Genomic DNA, 18811 nt, shown 5'->3' with positions numbered 1-18811 from the left:
ACCGTGGATGACGTCGAGGCTCAGCCGAAGCGGCCCATGATGTAATCCTGGGTGCGCTGGTCATCCGGATTGGTGAACATCTTGTCGGTGTCGTTCTCCTCGACCAGTTCGCCGAGGTGGAACATCGCCGTGCGCTGGGAAACGCGTGCGGCCTGCTGCATCGAGTGCGTCACGATAACGATCGTGAAGTTTTCGCGCAGTTCGTGGATCAGCTCCTCGACCTTGGCGGTCGCGATCGGGTCGAGCGCCGAGCAGGGCTCGTCCATCAGGATCACTTCGGGGCTGACGGCTACGGCGCGGGCGATGCACAGACGCTGCTGCTGACCGCCGGAGAGGCCCGTACCGGCCGAGTCCAGACGATCCTTGACCTCGTTCCAGAGACCGGCCTTCTGCAGGGCGGTCGCAACGATCTCGTCCAGGTCGGACTTGTTGCGGGCAAGGCCATGGATGCGGGGACCGTAGGCCACGTTCTCGTAGATCGACTTCGGGAACGGGTTCGGCTTCTGGAAGACCATGCCGACCTTGGCGCGCAGCTGCACCGGATCGACCTTGGCGTCGTAGATGTTTTCCGCATCGATCATGATGTTGCCTTCGACGCGGCAGCTCGCGATCGTGTCGTTCATGCGGTTGATGCAGCGCAGGAAGGTCGACTTGCCACAGCCCGACGGGCCGATAAAGGCCGTGACGGAACGGGGGCGGATGTCGATGTTGACATCCTTCAGGGCGTGCTTGTCACCGTAGAAGACCTGCACATTGCGGGCGGTGATCTTGGTTTCAGTCATAGGTGGCGCTTTCGTCGTGGTCATCTTAGTCGCGAGATTGTTCATCATGATACAGCTCCTTACCAGCGACGCTCGAAACGGCGACGAAGAATGATTGCGATCAGGTTCATCAGGATCAGGAACACCAGGAGGACGATGATGGCACCGGAGGCACGCTCCACGAAGGCCGGGTCGCCACGCTGCGTCCAGTTGTAGACCTGGACCGGCAGGGCAGAAGCCGGCTCGAAGAAGCCGTCCGGCGGGCCTGCCGGGTATTCGCGGACGAAGGCGACCATACCGATCAGCAGCAGCGGCGCGGTTTCACCGAGCGCACGGGCAAGACCGATGATCGCACCGGTCAGGATACCCGGCATGGCGAGCGGCAGGACGTGATGGAAGATCGACTGCATCTTGGAGGCGCCGACGCCGAGGGCCGCATCGCGGATCGACGGAGGCACGGCCTTGAGTGCCGAACGGGTAGCGATGATGATCGTCGGCAGGGTCATCAGCGTCAGGACGAGGCCGCCGACGATCGGTGCCGACTGCGGCAGACCGACGAAGTTGATCAGGACTGCAAGACCAAGGATACCGAAGACGATCGAGGGAACGGCCGCGAGATTGGCGATGTTGACCTCGATCAGGTCGGTGAACCAGTTCTGCGGGGCAAATTCCTCGAGGTAGATCGAGGTGGCGACACCGAGTGGCAGCGCCAGCACCAGGACGATCAGCATCATGTAAGCCGAGCCGATGACCGCAATGCCGAGGCCGGCCGCCTCCGGACGCGTGTCGGATGCGTCGGGCGCGGTGAAGAAGCCCCAATTGAACTTGGTCACCAGAATGCCGGCTTCCTTTAGCTGGTCAGCGAGGACGAGCTGTTCCGGCGAGACATTGCGATCGAGAGCAGCGCTCTCCATCGTCACGCGACCCTTGTAGTAGCCGTCGATACGGCCACCAGCGAGAAAGTCAAAGGGGAAGGTCTGGCCGATGACAGAGGGGTCGGCGAGAACGAAGCGGCGAAGATCGGCGGCCGCTTCCTTCGAAATGAGCTCTGCTGCAGCCTTAGGGGTGAGACCTTCGGCAACAAGTCCCTTGTCTTCAAGGGCCTTGGCGACAGCCTGCTCGATGAGCGGCGCATAGCCAAAGGTACTGACCTTGGCAATCTCAGCTGGATCGCGGTTGCCAGCCTTGTCGAGCCTTGCCGGGTCCATGTAGACGTCGAGCGTGATGAAGGTCTGCTGGAACGACGACAAGCCGTTCGACATGATGGAGAGCAGCAGTCCGATGAGGGCCACGATCCCGAAGGTGACGGCAGCCTTGCCCCACAAGCGGAAGCGGACTTCCTCCTTGTTGCGACGTCGCGTGCGATCATCGACCGTCAGAATAGACTTCTTTTCCGTAGGCATGGGGGCGCCGATGGCGGTGATATCGGTCATTCGTACTGCTCCCGGTACTTGCGGACAATGTAGAGGGCCACGACGTTGAGGCCGAGCGTGATGACGAAGAGGGTAAGGCCGAGGGCGAAGGCGACCAGGGTCTCGGGGCTGGCGAATTCGGTGTCCCCGGTCAGCTGACTGACGATCTTGACCGTCACCGTAGTCATGGCCTCGAAGGGATTGATATCGAGTTTGGCAGAGGCGCCGGCGCCGAGAACCACGATCATGGTCTCACCGATGGCACGGCTTGCGGCGAGCAGGACCGCACCGACGATACCCGGAAGGGCTGCTGGCAGCACGACCTGCTTGATGGTTTCCGACTGCGTGGAACCCAGCGCATAGGAGCCATCGCGCAGAGCCTGCGGCACGGCGTTGATGATGTCGTCCGACAGCGACGAGACGAAGGGGATGATCATCACACCCATCACGAGACCTGCGGTCAGGACGGATGAAGACGAGGTGCCGAGGCCGAGCGGCTCTGCGAAGTAGTCACGCAGGAATGGACCGACGGTGACCAGGGCGAACAGACCATAGACGATGGTCGGGATGCCCGCCAGGACCTCGATCGCCGGCTTGACGATGCTGCGGGTGTTCGGACCGGCGTATTCCGACAGATAGACCGCAATCATGAGACCGATCGGGACAGCCACGATCAAGGAAATGATCGAAACGTAGAAGGTGCCCCAGAGCAACGGCAGGATGCCGAGTTCAGACCCACCGCGGAACTGGGGGTTCCAGACGGTCGAGAAGAAGAACTCGCTCGCCGGATACATGGTGAAGAAGACATAGGTCTCGAAGACCAGCGATCCGACGATGCCGACCGTGGTCAGAATGGCGACCAGCGAAGAGAGCATGAGCACCGTCTTGACGAAGCTTTCGCTCAGATTGCGTGCGCGCAGGTCTGGGTTGACGCGAACATAGGCCAGCGGCAAAGCCGCAACGGCAAGCGCAAGCACGGCAATCGTCATCAGCAGATGGCCAAAGTCCGACTGGCTGCGATAGGCCTTGGCGGCTTCGAAGACTTCGACGGGAACCTCGGCACCGAGAGCCACGCCGACTTCGGCGAGCCGGGCACGGACATTGCCGGCATCGAGCGCCTCGACGTCGACATCGGCACCGGCTTCTGCGGCGCGCGCTTCGACGGCAGCAAGACCGTCGGCAATGCGGCGAACATCCGCCATAACGAGGCTTTGGGCGCCACCTTCAGGCACGACGCTATCAGGAATGGTCGCACTGATGCGGCTTTCGACGATGGCCGGCTGAATGAAAAGCCAGGCCATGAGCAGCAGCAGCGCCGGGACGGCAGTGACCAGAGCCACTACCTGGCCGTAGTAGCCGGGCAGCGAATGAAGCTTCGCGCCGCGCGCGGCAGAAACCGAAAGAGCCTGCCGTCGGCCGAGAACGAAGCCGAGTGCCGCAAGCACTAGAATACAGAGGACGATGATGCTCGCGTTCATGTTACCCGCCATTTCCCCAACAGAAAGAAACCGGCGGCACGAAACGTGCCGCCGGTCGCTTGATCAGATTAGTTCAGGGGCGCCATCGGCGTGCGAGCCTTGACGGCTGCCTGCGTTGCAGCCAGTTCCGGGTCGGAAACCAAGCCGTAAGCAGCAAGCGGGCCGTCCGGGCCAGCCATTTCGTCAGAAACGAAGAACTCTACGTATTCCTGGAGACCCGGGATAACGTCGAGGTGAGCGTTCTTGACGTAGAAGTAGAGCGGACGCGAAACCGGATATTCGCCCTTGGCGATGGTTTCAACCGAAGGCATGACGCCGCCCATGGTGGCTACGCGCAGCTTGTCGGTGTTGTTCTGGTAGAAAGACAGACCGAATACGCCGATGCCGTTCTTGTTGGCGTCAACGCGAGCGAGCGTCTCGGTGTAGTCGCCGTCGATGTCAACGGAGGTGCCGTCGGTGCGCAGAGCCATGCAGCCCTTCTTGCCGGCATCCTTGTCGCCGCCGGCAGCAGCAACGAGAGCTTCGAGCGTGCCGTTTTCTTCGCAACCAGCTTCGATGACCTTGACGTCGAACACTTCGCGGGTGCCGTGCTTGGTGCCCGGGATGAAAGCGAGGATCGGCTGAGCCGGCAGGTCGGCGCGGATTTCGTTCCAAGCCTTGTACGGGTTGTCAACCAGCTGGCCGTCCTTGAGGACCTTGGCAGCGAGAGCATTGTGCCAATCCGACGGGGTGAATGCGTATTCCGGACCAGAAATGTCAGAGGCGAAGACGATGCCGTCGTAGCCGATGCGCACTTCCTGGATGTCGGTCACGCCATTGGTCTTGCAGAGCTCGATGTCCGACTTGCTGATGCGCGACGAAGAGTTGGCGATGTCGATGGTGTTCTCGCCCACGCCTTCGCAGAGCTTCTTACGGCCGGCGCCAGAACCGCCCGATTCAACAACCGGAGTTCCGAAGTCGGTGTTTTCGCCGAAGGCTTCGGCAACGATAGAGGCATAAGGCAGAACCGTGGAGGAACCAGCAATCTGGATCTGGTCGCGGGCAATGGCAGCGCCGGCGAAGGCCACAGAGGCCGCCAAGGCAGCTACGGAAAGTTTCAGAGCGTTCATGATCATCTCCCAGAATGGGCTTGTGTGTCTTTGCGGCCGTCGCGGCATCTGCCAAGCGTCGGCAGGTGCGTTCTAGCGGCTCTAGGCTCACGCTTTTATGTCAGTTCAGTGAAACATTTGTGACAATTAAAACCATGGAAAAACAATGGGATGCAAAAACAGCCCGTTGGAGGATTGCAGTTTTATGTCAGAAACGGACGGTAAACTCGCTCCCAGTGCCGAGCTCGGACTTCACGATCAGGCGGGCGCGGTGGCGGGTGAGGATGTGCTTGACGATGGCAAGGCCGAGACCGGTCCCTTTTTTCGACCGGCTGTCCTCGACATTCACCCGGTAGAAGCGCTCGGTGAGACGCGGCACATGCTCCGTCGGGATGCCCGGACCGTGGTCGCGCACGCTGACCTCCGTCGCACCGCCCGGCTCCTGCCGCAGCGACACCTCGACCACCTTGCCGTCCTGGCCATACTTGCAGGCGTTCTCGATCAGGTTTTCGAAGACCTGCACCAGTTCGTCCCGTTCGCCCATCACCTCGACCTTCTCTTCCGGAAGATCGAGTTTGATCTCCACGCCCAAATCAGCCGCAAGCGGTGCGAGACTGTCGCGCACATGGCCCAGGATCGGCGCCAGCTCTACCTTCTGGTCGGGCGGCAGATGCGCCTTCAGCTCAAGCCGCGACAGAGACAAAAGATCATCCACGAGACGGCTCATGCGGTTCGCCTGATCGAGCATGATGGCGAGGAAGCGGTCCTTTGCCTTCGCATCGTCGCGGGCCGGGCCCTGCATGGTTTCGATGAAGCCGCGCAGTGAAGCCAGCGGCGTGCGCAACTCGTGGCTGGCATTGGCGACGAAGTCGCTGCGCATTCGGTCCAGGCGGCGCAGTTCGGAGATATCGCGGAAAGACAGGAGGAAATAGGGCGTCGCATTCGTCTCGTCTGACAGGACGCGGGCGACGCGGACGATATAGACCCTTTCCGAGGGCAGGCGTTCAGAGTGCTCGATCTGGTTGGGTGCGCCGGTCTCGATTGTCTCGCGGATCATGTCGAGGATGCCGGGCGAGCGCCAGCGGGTCGAGACATGCAACCCGATCGGTGGGGCGCCGAAAACCTTGTCCGCCTCATTGTTTCCGGCGATCAACTCAGCCTCAGCGTTGAGCACGAAGATCGGCATGTCCAGAGCATCCAGTGAGGCCAGGATCAGAGGCAGCGGCTCTTGTGGCGTCGCGGACGCGACCTGCACGGGCGCGATGATGGCTTGATGCGCTTCTGCCGGAAGCTGCCGGAACACCACCAGGAGAAACAGGAGCACGAAGAGCGTGACGGCATAGCCGGTGGCAGCACCGGTTGCCCAGGCACCCAGCGCCAGCGCGGCCGCAGAGAGAATGTAGACCCAAGCGGACAGAACCCGCCGCAGATCGCCACGCCAACCCTCGCCTGTTTCGCCTGCGTGGTCTGCCCCGGTGTCGTTTGTCATTGCGCGCCGCGCGCTCCGCTTCGTCATCATCGATGCCTGATAACCGTGATTCATGACAGAAGTTACACCACAGGGCCATTGTGCCCGCTTGCTTATCCCCGGCGCAGCCATCGGGCCCAAGCGGGAACCGGGAGGCTTGAACTTCATTTCGGCTTAGGCTCAAGTAGCGAAACAAGATCAGACACTGGACAGGGGGAAGATGATGGACGCGAAGACGGAGAGCCGGGCAGTCACCTTGACGGTCGGCGGCAAGCAACGGGTCTACGACATCGACCTGCCGGATCTGCCGGACTGGATCGAAGACGAGGCCCTGAGATCCGGTGGCTTTCCCTATGACAAGAAGCTGTCCCAGAAGGACTACGATGCCGAGCTGACGGCCCTGCAGATCGAACTGGTGAAGGTGCAGTTCTGGATGCAGAAGACCGGCGAGCGGGTCATGGCGCTCTTCGAAGGGCGCGATGCGGCCGGCAAGGGCGGCGCGATCCACGCGACACTCTCCTATATGAACCCGCGCTCCGCCCGCGTCGTCGCGCTGACCAAGCCAACGGAAACCGAACGCGGCCAGTGGTATTTCCAGCGCTACATTTCCCATTTTCCGACGGCCGGGGAATTCGTCCTGTTTGACCGCTCCTGGTACAACCGGGCCGGTGTCGAGCCGGTCATGAACTTCTGCACCCCGGAGCAATATGAGGGCTTTCTCGAACAGGTGCCGCGCTTCGAAAAGCTGATCGACCGGGAGGGCATCCGCTTCTTCAAGTTCTGGCTGGATACCGGACAGGAAATGCAGCTCAAGCGCTTCCACGACCGCCGGCATGATCCGCTGAAATGCTGGAAGCTGTCGCCGATGGATATCGCGGCGCTTCACAAATGGGACGATTACACCCAGAAGCGCGACCGCATGCTCCGGGAGACGCATACGGATCGTGCTCCCTGGACAGTGATCCATGCCAATGACAAGCGGCGGGCACGGGTCAATCTGATCCGCCACATGCTTCTGTCGCTGGATTATGAGGGCAAGGATCTGCAAAAGATCGGTAAGCTCGACAAGAAGATCATCGGCAGCGGGCCGGACTTCCTGAAGTGAGCGAGCTGGCGCAGGGCACTAGCCTGCGCCAGCTATACCTCACTGGCCCGGCAGAATGCGGATGGCGTAGAGGTTTACGCCTCGGCCGCCGCCTGCGAGATCCGCATTGATCAAAAGACGGCCCGGCGTCGACGGCGCCATGCCATTGTCAAAGGAAACTCGGAAGAGAGCATCGAGCTTCTGCGGGTTCACCGTGAAGCGATGACGCGGGCAATCGCCCATGCGCGGGAAATCGCATTCAACCGAGATCTGGACGGGCTTGTCATCCGTCGACTGCACCGTGAGTGCGATCGTCGAGGTGCGGCCCGCCAATTCCCGCAGGATCTCGGTCGGCACGGTCACTTCCACAACACCCGCTGCATCACCGCTGCGCGACACAATCTGCGCGGCACTTCCGTCGCTTGCCGTCACGATATCGACCAGCGCGTTGGCGCGTGGGCGAAGGGCGGAGACCTGCTGGGGCTCGAAAACCTCGATCCAGTCATCGGAGAAGCCACCTCGGGCATCGATGGCCTGCGGCCCGGTCGGCGCGGCCGGAGCGGTCGCTTCCGGTGTTCCGGAGAAATCCTCCGACTCGACCCGTGGCGGCGGATTGGGAACGGATGTGTCGCGCTCCGCCTCGGACAAGAGCAGACCGGAGGAATAGACCCACCAGGCACCGATGCCGAGCGTTGCCACGAAGATCGACATGATCAGAAGGCGCGCCACAATCCCTCGGCGACGACGGGGCGCCTTCAAGGGGCGCTCGGACCGCATGTCCGGCATCGGACCTTCATCATCGACATGGGTGTCGCGATCGACCCGCGGAGATGCCTGGAAATCCTCGTCGAAACCTGGCTCGCGCGCCGGTTCGGGCGCACGGCTTGCAGGCTCGACAGACGCAAATCCCGGCTCAACGCGACCGGTGCGGCGCTCTGCCTGCGAGGCGGCGAGTGGGTCAGCCGCGACTGCAGCGGGCGCCGCGGTCCGGGGTACTGCCACGGGCGCTAACGGCTCTGCCGGCGGATCCGGCCTCACCTCAAGGCGGGCACGCTCCTCCAACTCGATTTCATGAATCAGCGCCTCCAGCCGGCGGCGCTGATAGTTGATTGCTTCCGGATCATCGATATTCTGCTTACGCAGGCCCGTTTCCAGAGCCTGGCGCGCCGACTGATAGACGCGGGCGCGCGCTTCCGCATTTGTACGCTCGGAGCGCTCCAGGGCGTTTCTGATGGCCGTTTCCAATCCGCTCATTGGCCGCCATACTCCTTTTGGGGTCGCCCCAGCCACATCGTCATCATAGTTCAGATTCGGTAAACGCTCGATTTTTCCAGCACAAGCCCGGAAGATCGCTATGGAGCGCAATAAACACAGGAATGAGGCCGGAAGCTTTGGCCATACAGAGGAACTGCGTCGGATCCTTCAGACTGGCACATAGGCCACGCACCCGCTTTCCTCGCGGCGAAGGATCTGATATTTGACGTTTGCGTAAACGTAAACTTCATGGGAGGTGAAGTCATGGCCCTGCCGTCGATCCTGAAAGACAATCTGAGGCTCCCCGTCGTCGCCTCGCCGCTCTTCATCATATCGCATCCGAAGCTGACGCTTGCCCAGTGCAAGGCCGGCATCGTCGGCTCCTTCCCGGCGCTCAATGCGCGTCCGGAAGCGCAGCTGGACGAATGGCTCGCCGAGATCACCGAAGAGCTCGCATGCCACAACGCCAAGAACCCGGACCGCCCGGCCGCTCCCTTTGCCGTCAACCAGATCGTGCACATGTCGAACAAGCGGCTCGAACACGACCTGATGATGTGCGTGAAGTACAAGGTGCCGATCGTGATCTCCTCGCTTGGCGCGGTGCCGGAGGTAAATGCCGCGGTACATTCCTATGGCGGGATCGTGCTGCATGACGTCATCAATAACCGCCATGCCAATTCGGCGATCCGCAAGGGCGCGGACGGCCTGATCGCGGTTGCCACCGGCGCGGGCGGCCATGCCGGCACGCTGTCTCCCTTTGCGCTGGTCCAGGAAATCCGCGAATGGTTCGACGGGCCGCTGCTGCTTGCCGGCGCGATCGCCAATGGCGGCGCGGTGCTCGCGGCCCGAGCGATGGGTGCCGACATGGCCTATATCGGCTCGCCCTTCATCGCGACGGAAGAGGCCCGCGCCTCTGACGAGTACAAGCAGGCGATCGTCGACGCCCATGCCAACGACATCGTCTATTCCAACTACTTCACCGGCATCCATGGCAATTATCTGAAGCCGTCGATCGTGGCTGCCGGCATGGATCCCGACAACCTGCCCGTGGCCGATCCCTCGAAGATGGACTTCGACAAGGCAACCACAGGCGCCAAGGCCTGGAGGGATATCTGGGGCTGCGGCCAAGGCATCGGGGCCGTCAAGGCGGTCGAGCCGGTGGCAGCCGTCGTCGACCGGCTGGAGCGCGAATATTTAGACGCAAAAAAGGCGATTTGCGGCTGAAGCCACCCCTGCTAGCGTCCCCGCAGAATCGTTTTGCGGGGACATCGTCATGCATCTCAAACTTACTCTTTCGCTCGCTGTCATCATGGGCAGCGGTGCGGCAGCCTTTGCCGGCGACGGTGCCTTCAAGGAATTCAAGTCCTGGCAGGTCTCCTGCAGCCAGACACAAAGCTGCAGCATGCGGCAATACCTGTCGGACAATCCTCTCTCCAACTTCGAACTGCAACGACGCGGCGGACCGGAAAGCCCGGTCTCCCTCGTGTTTGCGCCGAGCGAGAGTGCCATTCTGGAGGCTGGCAGCCTCGAGGTCAGCATTGCCATCGATGGCGGTGCGCCGCTTCCGATCAGCGCCAAGGACGTGACCGTCGATACCGGCAGCGGGACGGTCTCCCTGAGCGGCGACTTCATTGGCAACGGCCTGATCGATGACTTGAAGAACGGGACCACTGCCACGGTCGAGATCAAGGCCAGAACGTCCAGCCTTTCCGCCGACATACCGCTCGCAGGTGCTGCTGCCAGCCTCCTGTTCATCGACGAATATCAGAAGCGCATCGGCCATACCGATGCACTCAGCGCCAAAGGAGACAAGGCGCCCAATCCGCCACTGCCGATCCAGGAGCTTCGCAGCATCGCGGAACTGCCGGAGGCGGTCCGGGCGCATTTCCAAGAAGGCGGAGCCTGCGCTGATACGGATCCTCTGATGTTCGACGGCAATTCGATGTCACACAATCTGGATGAGAACACGACCATCTATGTGACACCCTGCGGAATGAGCGGAGCGTACAACGTTCCCTTCCAGGCCTTCGTCGATTCCTTCGGCATGGTCACGACACTCGCGTTCCCTGTAATGCTGGACGGCGCACCGAGTGCCACGGCCCAGGCCTACAACCTCGGCTATGATTACGAGGACAAAAGCTTCTCGTCATTCTTCAAGGGACGCGGGGTAGGCGATTGCGGCACATTCAGCGAATGGAAGCTTTCCGAGGGCGCCATGGCGCCGCAGCTGGTGCTGGTCGAGGAAGCCTTCCGCGACTGCCCATCGGAAATCAGCGAAAACGAAACCATCGACCCTGCGGAATGGCCGAAGACCTGGCCGCTGAAATAGGATCTGTTATCGCGCAGTGGGCGGGGAAATTTTCCACGCCCACTGAAATGCGTCTTGAAATCAGCAGGCAATCCCTGTATCAGCCCATCACCAAACGCGGCAGGGATATTCCTGTCCAGCGTAGGCCGCTTTAGCTCAGGTGGTAGAGCACATCATTCGTAATGATGGGGTCGCAGGTTCGAGTCCTGCAAGCGGCACCATTTTTCCAACCAAGTTTCACCAAGCTCCCCTTCCCCCTCAGGGCTTTCTGTGCCAAGAGCGCCGTCGGGCGCGAGTGCCGTAAACTTTAGTACGGGCTCGGGCGGGTTGATTGACGTCTCTCCTGCTGCAGCGCGATTACGCTGCCGTCCACTTTCCCATTCCTCAGCATCCTGCGCATGAAAAAGGGCCCCGCATTGCGAGGCCCTTCAATCGTCCATGGATAATCGGAACGGTCAGATCCAGTAAGGCGGGACGCCATAGTAGTCGTAGACCGAGCGACCGTTGTCGCGGTACCAGTCCTCGCTGTCGTCCTTGTAGCGGGGTGCGGCTTCCACCTGTTCCTTGGTGAGATCGATGCGATAGCCATCGAGGCTTTCGTCATAGGTCAGCTTTTCCCAAGGGAGCGGGTAGTAGTCGTCGCCGATGCCCCAGAAGCCGCCGAAGCTCAGGACTGCATAGGCGACGCGGCCGCCGCGCTTTTCAAGGATGATGCGCTGGATCGAGCCGATGCGCTCGCCATCGCGGCCAAAGACCGCCGTACCTTCGACCTTGTCGCTGGCAATCAGGCTCGCCGTGTCCTTGACATAGGGATCCTGGCCGCTGGTCGCTGTTCGATTTTCCTGCAACATGGGGATATCCTCCTTCTGGTTGTGGATGAAAGGGTAACGGCGAACCGCGAAGCATGGTTCCTTTCGAGAAGGGGCAAAGCCCGGACAGGATTGTTGACGTTTACGTTAAGGTTAGATAGCGTTTGTGCGAGTTGCACTGTCGGCGCGGAAACGCGTAAGCTTTCGGGGACCTGAGGAGGAATCGGCCCCGAGACGGGCATGCAGACAACGAAGGTTTCGGGAGGAACATGATGACGGAAACTTTGAGCCGCCTGAGCGGCCGCGCCGCCGACAAGATCTGGGTCCAGTCTTACCCGGCTGCGGTGCCGGCCGAGATCGCGCCGCATGCCCACCAGTCTCTGGGCGCCCTCTTCGAAGCGAGCTGCGCAAAATTCGCCGACCGGCTGGCTTTTTCCAGCATGGGCCGGTCTATGACCTTCCGCGAGCTTGAGCAGCAGTCCCGCAAGGTCGGCGCCTGGCTGCAGTCGAAGGGGCTTGTCAAAGGTGACCGCGTTGCGGTCATGACGCCGAACATCCTGCAGAACCCGGTCGCCGTCTATGGCATCCTGCGCGCGGGCATGATCGTGGTGAACGTCAATCCGCTCTACACACCCCGCGAACTCGAGCATCAGCTCAAGGATTCCGGGGCGAAAGCGATCGTCGTTCTGGAAAACTTCGCCCATACGGTCGAGCAGGTGGTTGCGCGCACTGACGTCAAGCATGTCGTGGTCTGCGCCATGGGCGACATGCTGGGCCTGAAGGGCCATATCGTCAATCTGGTCGTGCGCAAGGTGAAGAAGCTGGTGCCGGTCTGGTCGATCCCGGGCCATACGAACTTCAAGGCCATGCTGTCCGAAGGCGAAAAGCTGCAGCTGAAGCCTGTCGACGTGATCTCGAGCGACGTTGCCTTCCTGCAGTATACAGGTGGTACGACCGGCGTCTCCAAGGGCGCGACACTTACCCATGCCAATCTGCTCGCCAACAAGCAGCAGATCGCGCTCTGGCTGGAAGCAGCCTTTGCCGGGCAGTCCCGTCCAGACGTGTTGAACTTCGTCTGCGCGCTGCCGCTCTACCACATCTTCGCGCTGACGGTGAATTCGCTGATGGGCGTGGCACTCGGTGGCCATAACCTCCTGATCGCCAATCCGCGTGATATCCCGGCCTTCATCAAGGAGCTGCAGAGCTTCAAGGCGCATGTCTTCCCGGGTCTCAACACGCTGTTCAACGCGATGATGAACAACCCGGAATTCAAGAAGATCGACTTCTCCTCGCTGATGCTGGTGCTTGGCGGCGGCATGGCGATCCAGCGGCCGGTGGCCGAACGCTGGCTGGAGATGACGGGGCGTCCGATCACCGAGGGTTACGGTCTGTCCGAGACGTCGCCGGTTGCGACCGTCAATCGTCTCGACGCGCGTGAATTCTCCGGCATGATCGGCCTGCCGCTTCCTTCCACCGACATCGAGATCCGCGACGAGGACGGCAACACATTGCCGATTGGCGACGTGGGCGAGATCTGCATCCGCGGACCGCAGGTCATGGCCGGCTACTGGCAGCGTCCGGAAGAGACGGCCAAGGTCATGAGCGATGATAGCTTCTTCCGCTCCGGCGACATGGGTCTGATGGACGAACGCGGCTATGTGAAAATCGTCGACCGCAAGAAGGACATGATCCTCGTCTCCGGCTTCAATGTCTATCCGAACGAGATCGAGGAAGTGGCCGTCATGCATGCCGGCGTGCTGGAATGCGCGGCTGTCGGCGTGCCGGATGAGCATTCCGGCGAGGCGGTGAAGCTCTTCGTCGTCAAGAAGGACGAGAACCTCACCATCGACGAGCTGAAGGCCCATTGCGCCGCCAACCTCACCAATTACAAGCGTCCGCGCTATATCGAGTTTCGCACCGAACTGCCCAAGACCAATGTGGGCAAGATCCTGCGACGCGAGCTGCGCGACGGAAAATAAATCGATTTAAATTTGGGGAGGCTCTAGCCTCCCCTTCGTCTTGATCCCGTCTCAAGTCGCTAATAAGGTCCCCGGCATTCATCGTCGAACCAGGGACATTCCGATGCAATCCATCATCGACACGCTGACGAGCACGGTCGCCGCCACTCATGCCGAAGACCTGCGCGCATCCTTTGCCGCCGATCCGCAGCGCTTCAGCCGTTTTTCCGCCTCGCTCGACGACCTGTTGATGGATTATTCCAAATGCGCCGTGAATGACGAAGTTCTCGACCAGCTCGAGCAGCTCATCACGGTTGCGGGTGTTGCCGAGAAGCGCGACGAAATGTTCTCGGGCGCGCCAATCAACTTCACGGAAGGCCGCGCCGTTCTCCACACAGCCTTGCGCAACCGCTCGAACCGCCCTGTCATGGTGGACGGCCGCGACGTCATGCCTGACGTCAACGGTGTACTCGACGCCATGGGCGCCTTTGCCCACGGCATCCGCTCCGGCGAGATGGAGGGCGCCACCGGCAAGGCGATCACCGATGTGGTCAATATCGGCATCGGCGGCTCGGATCTCGGCCCCGTCATGGCCACGCTTGCGCTCGCCCCCTTCCATGATGGCCCGCGCCTGCATTTCGTCTCCAATATCGACGGCGCTCATATCGCCGACACGCTGAAGACGCTGTCTGCCGAGACCACCCTCTTTATCGTCGCGTCGAAGACCTTCACCACCATCGAGACGATGACGAACGCCCAGACGGCGCGCGCCTTCATCGCCGATGCGATCGGGGAAGCGGCCGTCGGCCACCATTTCTGTGCCGTCTCCACTGCACTCGACAAGGTCGCCGCATTCGGGATCGATCCCACCCGCGTCTTCGGTTTCTGGGATTGGGTTGGTGGTCGTTATTCGATCTGGTCGGCGATCGGCCTGCCGCTGATGATCGCGATCGGACCTGACAACTTCGGCGATTTCCTTGCCGGCGGCCATGCCATGGACGAGCATTTCCGAAATGCGCCCTTTCGCCAGAACCTGCCGATGCTGCTCGGCGCACTCGGCGTCTATCACCGCAATGTGCTGAACTACGCCACGCGGGCGATCCTGCCCTATGACCAGCGCCTGTCGCGTTTCCCGGCGTACCTGCAGCAGCTCGATATGGAATCGAACGGCAAGAGCGTCACGATCGACGGCAAGCCGGTCCAGGGCGCGTCCGGCCCCGTCGTCTGGGGCGAACCCGGCACCAATGGCCAGCACGCCTTCTACCAGCTCATCCACCAGGGTACGAGCGTGATCCCGGCCGAGTTCCTGATCGCCGCCAACGGCTTCGAGCCGGAGCTGCGCCACCAGCACGAATTGCTGATCGCCAATTGCCTGGCGCAATCGGAAGCGCTGATGAAGGGCCGTACCCTTGCCGAAGCCAAGAGCCAGCTGACCGCCAAGGGTGTTGCCGACGAGGAAGCCGATTTCCTCGCCCCGCACCGCGTCTTCTCCGGCAACCGCCCGTCGATCACCTTCGTCTACGAGCAGCTGACCCCCTTTACGCTGGGGCGCCTGATCGCGCTCTACGAACACCGCGTCTTCGTCGAAGGCGTGATCTTCCGCATCAATTCCTTCGACCAGTGGGGCGTGGAGCTCGGCAAGGAACTGGCGACGGGGCTGTTGCCTGTGGTGCAGGGCAAGGTCGCGGCCACGGGGCACGACAGCTCGACGGTCGGGCTGGTCTCGGCGCTGGCGGAGCGGAAGATGGGGTAAATTGGGAATTGAGCTGGGCTGAGGACAACGCAATCCAGACTGCGGGGTAAGCGGCCCGTGCACAATGACCAACTGACCATCACCGAGGCTCAAGCCCGCTCCCTGATCGCGGCTCAGTTTCCGCAGTTCCGGGGCCAGGAAATCCGTTGCCTTGAGACCGCTGGCACGGTCAATGCGATCTTCCGGATTGGCGAGAGATATGCGGCCCGCGTTCCTCTCCGGTTCATGAATCCGGCCGACTGTCTGCGTAACCTGGAACAGGAAACCGAGGCCAGTCGCGAGTTCCATGAGTGCTGCCCCTTTCCCAGTCCGGCACCTGTTGGCATCGGGCGACAGGGCGCAGGATTTCCGATGCCATGGCTGGTGCAGACCTGGATCGACGGCGACATCGCCACTCCTGGCGGCCTCAGCGCTTCACCTGATTTCGCGCGCGATCTGGCGCGCTTGATTTGCGAATTGCGCAGGGTTGACCTGAAGGGAAGGACCTTTTCCGGTCCCGGTCGAGGCGGAAAGCTGACTGATCACGATGATTGGATGGAGGTTTGCTTCGTAAAGAGCGAAAACCTTCTGGATGTCGCTCACTTGCGCCGCCTGTGGAGACGCCTTCGGGCACTTCCCCCTTCACGGGCAGACGCGATGAGTCACAAGGATCTCATACCGACGAACCTTGTGGTGCTGAAGGGTCGCCTGATCGGGGTGCTCGATACGGGCGGCTTTGGTCCAGCCGATAGAGCGCTTGATCTCGTTGCCGGGTGGCACCTCATGAACCGGGATGCTCGCACGATCTTCCGTGAAGCACTGGAGGTCGATGACGTCGAATGGCAGCGAGGTGCCGCCTGGGCGTTTCAGCAAGCCATCGGTTTGGTCTGGTACTACAAGGACACCAACCCCGTCATGGCCGATCTCGGCAGAAGCACGCTTTCTCGACTTGTCGAGGACGAACCATGAGTTTCCGACTTCGCGACTTTGCTGACAAGGTCCACCAACGATAGGTCATCGCAGGAAATGTCCCGGTCAGCGTCGGATCTCTGTCTGAAAATCTGCTGCCCAGGATTCTGCTCGATGCCTTACCGCCCTGCCAGCATCTTATCCAGTGCATCCTGCAACCTGTCGACAGACGCATCGTCGAAATGAGAGCGGTAGAACTCAATGCCCTGCCGCGCCTTCTCGGTGAAGTCTATGCGGGAGGTATCGGTCGCCAAATCCATCTGCTCGCCGGTGACTGCAGAGATCTTCAGGGTCATGCCGAGAAAGGCCGAGCTTTCGTCAAACGTCATCTCGCCGTCGCGGAGTTGTCCGTTCATCCAGTCGAACAATTCCTGCCGGGTCAAGCTGGTGAAATCGAGCGTGCCATCTTCGCCGCGGCTATCGACGGGTTCATCACGCGTATCCGCCGTCTGCTCGGATAGGATAGCCTCGAACTGCTGATCCTCGACGCGAGACCCCGCAGGGTTGCGCGACCCAGAGAACAGATAGCTGGCACCCGTCTCGACCTTCATGATTGCCTTCCCTTTTGCTTTGCGCAAATTGGCAATCGTGTCTTGCGTAAGGCTGTAACGACACCAAGGCGCAGCAGAGAACCTCGCGGTCGCAGCACCCTGGCACGCGGCCTTCTTAGAACGGCTGATCGAACGCCCGCCGCAAAGCGCGGTCACCCCGGCGTCGTTTCCGGCGAAAACCGCTGCCAGTCTATTTCCGGTTCGCGGCGCTTCGATTTGCCCGCAGCCTGGAGCAGCGAGAAACCGCGTCGCAGTTCGATTTCCATCTTAAGGGCTAAGTTTCTTGCCCTGCTTGACGGGCGAAAGACGCGAGGCTCGGCGGACCTGACAAAGGCTGGCGTCTCCGGTGCGTCCGGCAGGAAGCGCATCTGCACCACCTGGGCGGGCTCGATCATCTGGCCCTGCATCCAGGGGCGTTGCCAGAGGTAGGAATCGATCAGGCGGTAGTGCAGTGTTTCCGACAGCATGCGCGCTGCCGCCTCCGGGCCGATGACATAGCCTGCCAGACCGACGCGGTTGCGGTAGATACGGCTCGCGCTCAATCCGCCGCTCGCCTGCCATGTCGGGCGCTCGGCGATGATGTGCGGCTCGGGCGTGAATTCGAGGTCGTAGACGTGACGCCAGTCCCGGTATCTTTCCTCGATCATCGCCAGAGCGGAGGCGATCGTATCGGCGAGAACGGCGTCATCCTCCAGCACCAGCCCGAGAGCCTTGTCCTCGACAATCTCAGCCCATGCCTTCCGATGCGAGTGAAACCAGGCGATATCCTGGGGTAGCGTCGCACCCGGCCAGGTCTGCGCGGCCTCCAGGCACAACGCGTCGGTCAGATCCGTCGCTTCAACGGCGTCGACGAAGGAAAACGGCAGGCCGAGACGCTGCATCTGTGCGGCCTGAAAGGCGCGCCGGCTTTCGGCGCCAATCCTGCTGATGATCCTGATCTTCAAGCGTGATGGCCTTCGAGATTATAGATGTCGGAACGCGGATCGGGCTCTCAGAAGCCAATCTCAGCCGCCGTTGGCGGGTTGGCCCCTGCCCTCGACACAGTAACAGCGGCGGCCTTCGCCCCAACGGTCAGCGCCTCGCGCACAGCCTCTTCCGAGAGCGTCGCAACCTTTTCCTTGGTCAGCAATCCCTGACGCTTCAGGGAGGCGAGGATGCCCGCATCAAAGGTGTCACCGGCGCCGACGGTGTCGACAACCTCAACCTTGTTGGAGGGCACAGAAACTTTGAAGTTCGCTGTGTAGCCAGTCGCGCCTTCCGCACCCTTGGTCAGCACCACGAGCTTGGCGCCGCGCGTTAGCCAGTAGGCGGCGCGTTCGTCCTGGGTGCCCGGGAGATCGAACCAGTCGAGGTCCTCGTCGGAGAATTTCAGGATGTCGGACATGTCGGCCATCCGGGCGATGCGGGCCTGGTGGGCGGCCTTTTCCTTGATGAAGCCGGGGCGGATGTTCGGGTCGAGCGAGATGACGCGGGTCTTGTGCTCGCGGGTCATCAGCGCCTCATAGGTCGAGCCGCAGGGTTCCGGGATCAGGCTGATCGCGCCGAAATGCAGGGCCTCGCAGCTGTCGTCCAGGGTGGGCAGGTCGGCTTCGGTGATCATCCGGCCGGCCGTGTTTTCGTCGTAGAAGGCATAGGATGCCTGGCCGTTGGTCAGCTTGACGAGCGCGATCGTGCAGGGGCGCGAGAGCGTCGCACAATAGCTGAAATCAACGCCGGAAGATTTCAGCGTGTCACGCAGGATGTCGCCCAGCATGTCGTCGGAGAGGCCGGTGAAGAAGCCTGTGTCGATGCCGAGGCGACCGAGGGCAATTGCCGTGTTAAAGATCGCGCCGCCGGCATAGGGCGAGAAGGCCCGCTCGCCGAGCGTGGTTTCGCGTGGCAACATGTCGATCAGCGCTTCGCCGCAACACAGGATCATCTCGACCTCCCAAGGATTCCG

At 61.5% G+C, this 18811-nt stretch carries 16 protein-coding genes and 1 tRNA gene; 7 read left to right on the top strand and 10 right to left on the bottom strand.

The window, feature by feature from the left end; translation table 11 throughout:
* Positions 1-20 precede the first annotated feature (20 nt).
* The 5 genes from pstB to phoR all read right to left on the bottom strand — a co-directional run bounded on the left by pstB (position 21) and on the right by phoR (position 6228).
* Positions 21-806: a phosphate ABC transporter ATP-binding protein PstB gene (gene pstB / locus C0V73_RS05295; RefSeq protein WP_245407916.1), complete on the bottom strand. Its 786-nt coding sequence runs from the start codon at positions 804-806 to the stop codon at positions 21-23.
* Between the two features lie 35 nt (positions 807-841).
* Positions 842-2164: a phosphate ABC transporter permease PstA gene (pstA, locus tag C0V73_RS05290; RefSeq protein WP_245407915.1), complete on the bottom strand. Its 1323-nt coding sequence runs from the start codon at positions 2162-2164 to the stop codon at positions 842-844.
* A gap of 26 nt (positions 2165-2190) precedes the next feature.
* On the bottom strand, positions 2191-3651 hold the full coding sequence (gene pstC / locus C0V73_RS05285) for a phosphate ABC transporter permease subunit PstC (protein ID WP_102018978.1): 1461 nt from the start codon (positions 3649-3651) through the stop codon (positions 2191-2193).
* 68 nt (positions 3652-3719) lie between these two features.
* Positions 3720-4760, bottom strand: a complete 1041-nt coding sequence (locus tag C0V73_RS05280; RefSeq protein ID WP_102019594.1) for a substrate-binding domain-containing protein — start codon at positions 4758-4760, stop codon at positions 3720-3722.
* 187 nt (positions 4761-4947) lie between these two features.
* Positions 4948-6228 carry a phosphate regulon sensor histidine kinase PhoR gene (gene phoR, locus C0V73_RS05275; RefSeq protein ID WP_245407889.1) on the bottom strand — a complete coding sequence of 427 codons (1281 nt, stop codon included), beginning with the start codon at positions 6226-6228 and terminating at the stop codon, positions 4948-4950.
* A gap of 202 nt (positions 6229-6430) precedes the next feature.
* On the opposite strand from phoR, the gene ppk2 reads away from it, so the two are divergent.
* Positions 6431-7312, top strand: a complete 882-nt coding sequence (gene ppk2, locus C0V73_RS05270) for a polyphosphate kinase 2 (protein ID WP_102019592.1) — start codon at positions 6431-6433, stop codon at positions 7310-7312.
* 39 nt (positions 7313-7351) lie between these two features.
* On the opposite strand, the gene C0V73_RS05265 is transcribed toward ppk2, so the two are convergent.
* Complete coding sequence (locus C0V73_RS05265; RefSeq protein ID WP_102018977.1) at positions 7352-8545, bottom strand: hypothetical protein; 1194 nt, start codon at positions 8543-8545, stop codon at positions 7352-7354.
* 264 nt (positions 8546-8809) lie between these two features.
* Here C0V73_RS05265 and C0V73_RS05260 point away from each other — a divergent pair, with 264 nt between their 5' ends.
* The 3 genes from C0V73_RS05260 (at position 8810) to C0V73_RS05250 (ending at position 11074) form a co-directional block, all read left to right on the top strand.
* Positions 8810-9769, top strand: a complete 960-nt coding sequence (locus C0V73_RS05260) for a nitronate monooxygenase family protein (protein ID WP_102018976.1) — start codon at positions 8810-8812, stop codon at positions 9767-9769.
* A 49-nt stretch (positions 9770-9818) separates the two neighbouring features.
* A complete protein-coding gene (locus C0V73_RS05255; protein ID WP_102018975.1) occupies positions 9819-10874 on the top strand; it encodes a DUF1176 domain-containing protein in 1056 nt (351 codons plus the stop codon).
* 124 nt (positions 10875-10998) lie between these two features.
* Positions 10999-11074, top strand: a tRNA-Thr gene (locus tag C0V73_RS05250).
* Positions 11075-11308: 234 nt separating this feature from the next.
* On the opposite strand, the gene C0V73_RS05245 is transcribed toward C0V73_RS05250, so the two are convergent.
* Positions 11309-11704 (bottom strand): PRC-barrel domain-containing protein, encoded by a 396-nt coding sequence (locus tag C0V73_RS05245; protein ID WP_102018974.1) that lies wholly within the window; start codon positions 11702-11704, stop codon positions 11309-11311.
* A 230-nt stretch (positions 11705-11934) separates the two neighbouring features.
* On the opposite strand from C0V73_RS05245, the gene C0V73_RS05240 reads away from it, so the two are divergent.
* From C0V73_RS05240 to C0V73_RS05230, 3 genes are all read left to right on the top strand, one after another.
* A complete protein-coding gene (locus tag C0V73_RS05240; protein WP_102019591.1) occupies positions 11935-13641 on the top strand; it encodes a long-chain fatty acid--CoA ligase in 1707 nt (568 codons plus the stop codon).
* A 103-nt stretch (positions 13642-13744) separates the two neighbouring features.
* Positions 13745-15373: a glucose-6-phosphate isomerase gene (pgi, locus tag C0V73_RS05235; RefSeq protein ID WP_102018973.1), complete on the top strand. Its 1629-nt coding sequence runs from the start codon at positions 13745-13747 to the stop codon at positions 15371-15373.
* Positions 15374-15430: 57 nt separating this feature from the next.
* Positions 15431-16321, top strand: coding sequence for a phosphotransferase (locus C0V73_RS05230; RefSeq protein ID WP_102018972.1), 891 nt, complete (start codon positions 15431-15433; stop codon positions 16319-16321).
* A 119-nt stretch (positions 16322-16440) separates the two neighbouring features.
* On the opposite strand, the gene C0V73_RS05225 is transcribed toward C0V73_RS05230, so the two are convergent.
* The 3 genes from C0V73_RS05225 to C0V73_RS05215 all read right to left on the bottom strand — a co-directional run bounded on the left by C0V73_RS05225 (position 16441) and on the right by C0V73_RS05215 (position 18790).
* Positions 16441-16872 carry a hypothetical protein gene (locus C0V73_RS05225; protein ID WP_210200152.1) on the bottom strand — a complete coding sequence of 144 codons (432 nt, stop codon included), beginning with the start codon at positions 16870-16872 and terminating at the stop codon, positions 16441-16443.
* A gap of 152 nt (positions 16873-17024) precedes the next feature.
* Positions 17025-17816, bottom strand: coding sequence for a glycosyltransferase family 25 protein (locus tag C0V73_RS05220; RefSeq protein ID WP_102018971.1), 792 nt, complete (start codon positions 17814-17816; stop codon positions 17025-17027).
* A 47-nt stretch (positions 17817-17863) separates the two neighbouring features.
* Positions 17864-18790: a carbohydrate kinase gene (locus C0V73_RS05215; protein ID WP_102018970.1), complete on the bottom strand. Its 927-nt coding sequence runs from the start codon at positions 18788-18790 to the stop codon at positions 17864-17866.
* Between the last annotated feature and the right edge of the window lie 21 nt (positions 18791-18811).

This window comes from Rhizobium sp. TH135 (genome assembly GCF_002855515.1).
In the GTDB taxonomy this organism is placed as follows: domain Bacteria; phylum Pseudomonadota; class Alphaproteobacteria; order Rhizobiales; family Rhizobiaceae; genus Allorhizobium.
The sequence above is the reverse complement of the archived record's forward strand: the minus strand, read 5'-3'. Positions and strand labels throughout refer to the sequence as shown.

Coding starts and splice junctions, on each gene's coding strand:
- pgi (WP_102018973.1), top strand. CDS start 13,745: ATGCAATCCATCATCGACACGCTGACGAGCACGGTCGCCGCCACTCAT.
- C0V73_RS05265 (WP_102018977.1), bottom strand. CDS start 8,545: ATGAGCGGATTGGAAACGGCCATCAGAAACGCCCTGGAGCGCTCCGAG.
- pstC (WP_102018978.1), bottom strand. CDS start 3,651: ATGAACGCGAGCATCATCGTCCTCTGTATTCTAGTGCTTGCGGCACTC.
- pstB (WP_245407916.1), bottom strand. CDS start 806: ATGACCACGACGAAAGCGCCACCTATGACTGAAACCAAGATCACCGCC.
- C0V73_RS05225 (WP_210200152.1), bottom strand. CDS start 16,872: ATGAAGGTCGAGACGGGTGCCAGCTATCTGTTCTCTGGGTCGCGCAAC.
- C0V73_RS05280 (WP_102019594.1), bottom strand. CDS start 4,760: ATGAACGCTCTGAAACTTTCCGTAGCTGCCTTGGCGGCCTCTGTGGCC.
- C0V73_RS05215 (WP_102018970.1), bottom strand. CDS start 18,790: ATGATCCTGTGTTGCGGCGAAGCGCTGATCGACATGTTGCCACGCGAA.
- C0V73_RS05245 (WP_102018974.1), bottom strand. CDS start 11,704: ATGTTGCAGGAAAATCGAACAGCGACCAGCGGCCAGGATCCCTATGTC.
- C0V73_RS05240 (WP_102019591.1), top strand. CDS start 11,935: ATGACGGAAACTTTGAGCCGCCTGAGCGGCCGCGCCGCCGACAAGATC.
- C0V73_RS05260 (WP_102018976.1), top strand. CDS start 8,810: ATGGCCCTGCCGTCGATCCTGAAAGACAATCTGAGGCTCCCCGTCGTC.
- ppk2 (WP_102019592.1), top strand. CDS start 6,431: ATGGACGCGAAGACGGAGAGCCGGGCAGTCACCTTGACGGTCGGCGGC.
- phoR (WP_245407889.1), bottom strand. CDS start 6,228: ATGACAAACGACACCGGGGCAGACCACGCAGGCGAAACAGGCGAGGGT.
- C0V73_RS05255 (WP_102018975.1), top strand. CDS start 9,819: ATGCATCTCAAACTTACTCTTTCGCTCGCTGTCATCATGGGCAGCGGT.
- pstA (WP_245407915.1), bottom strand. CDS start 2,164: ATGCCTACGGAAAAGAAGTCTATTCTGACGGTCGATGATCGCACGCGA.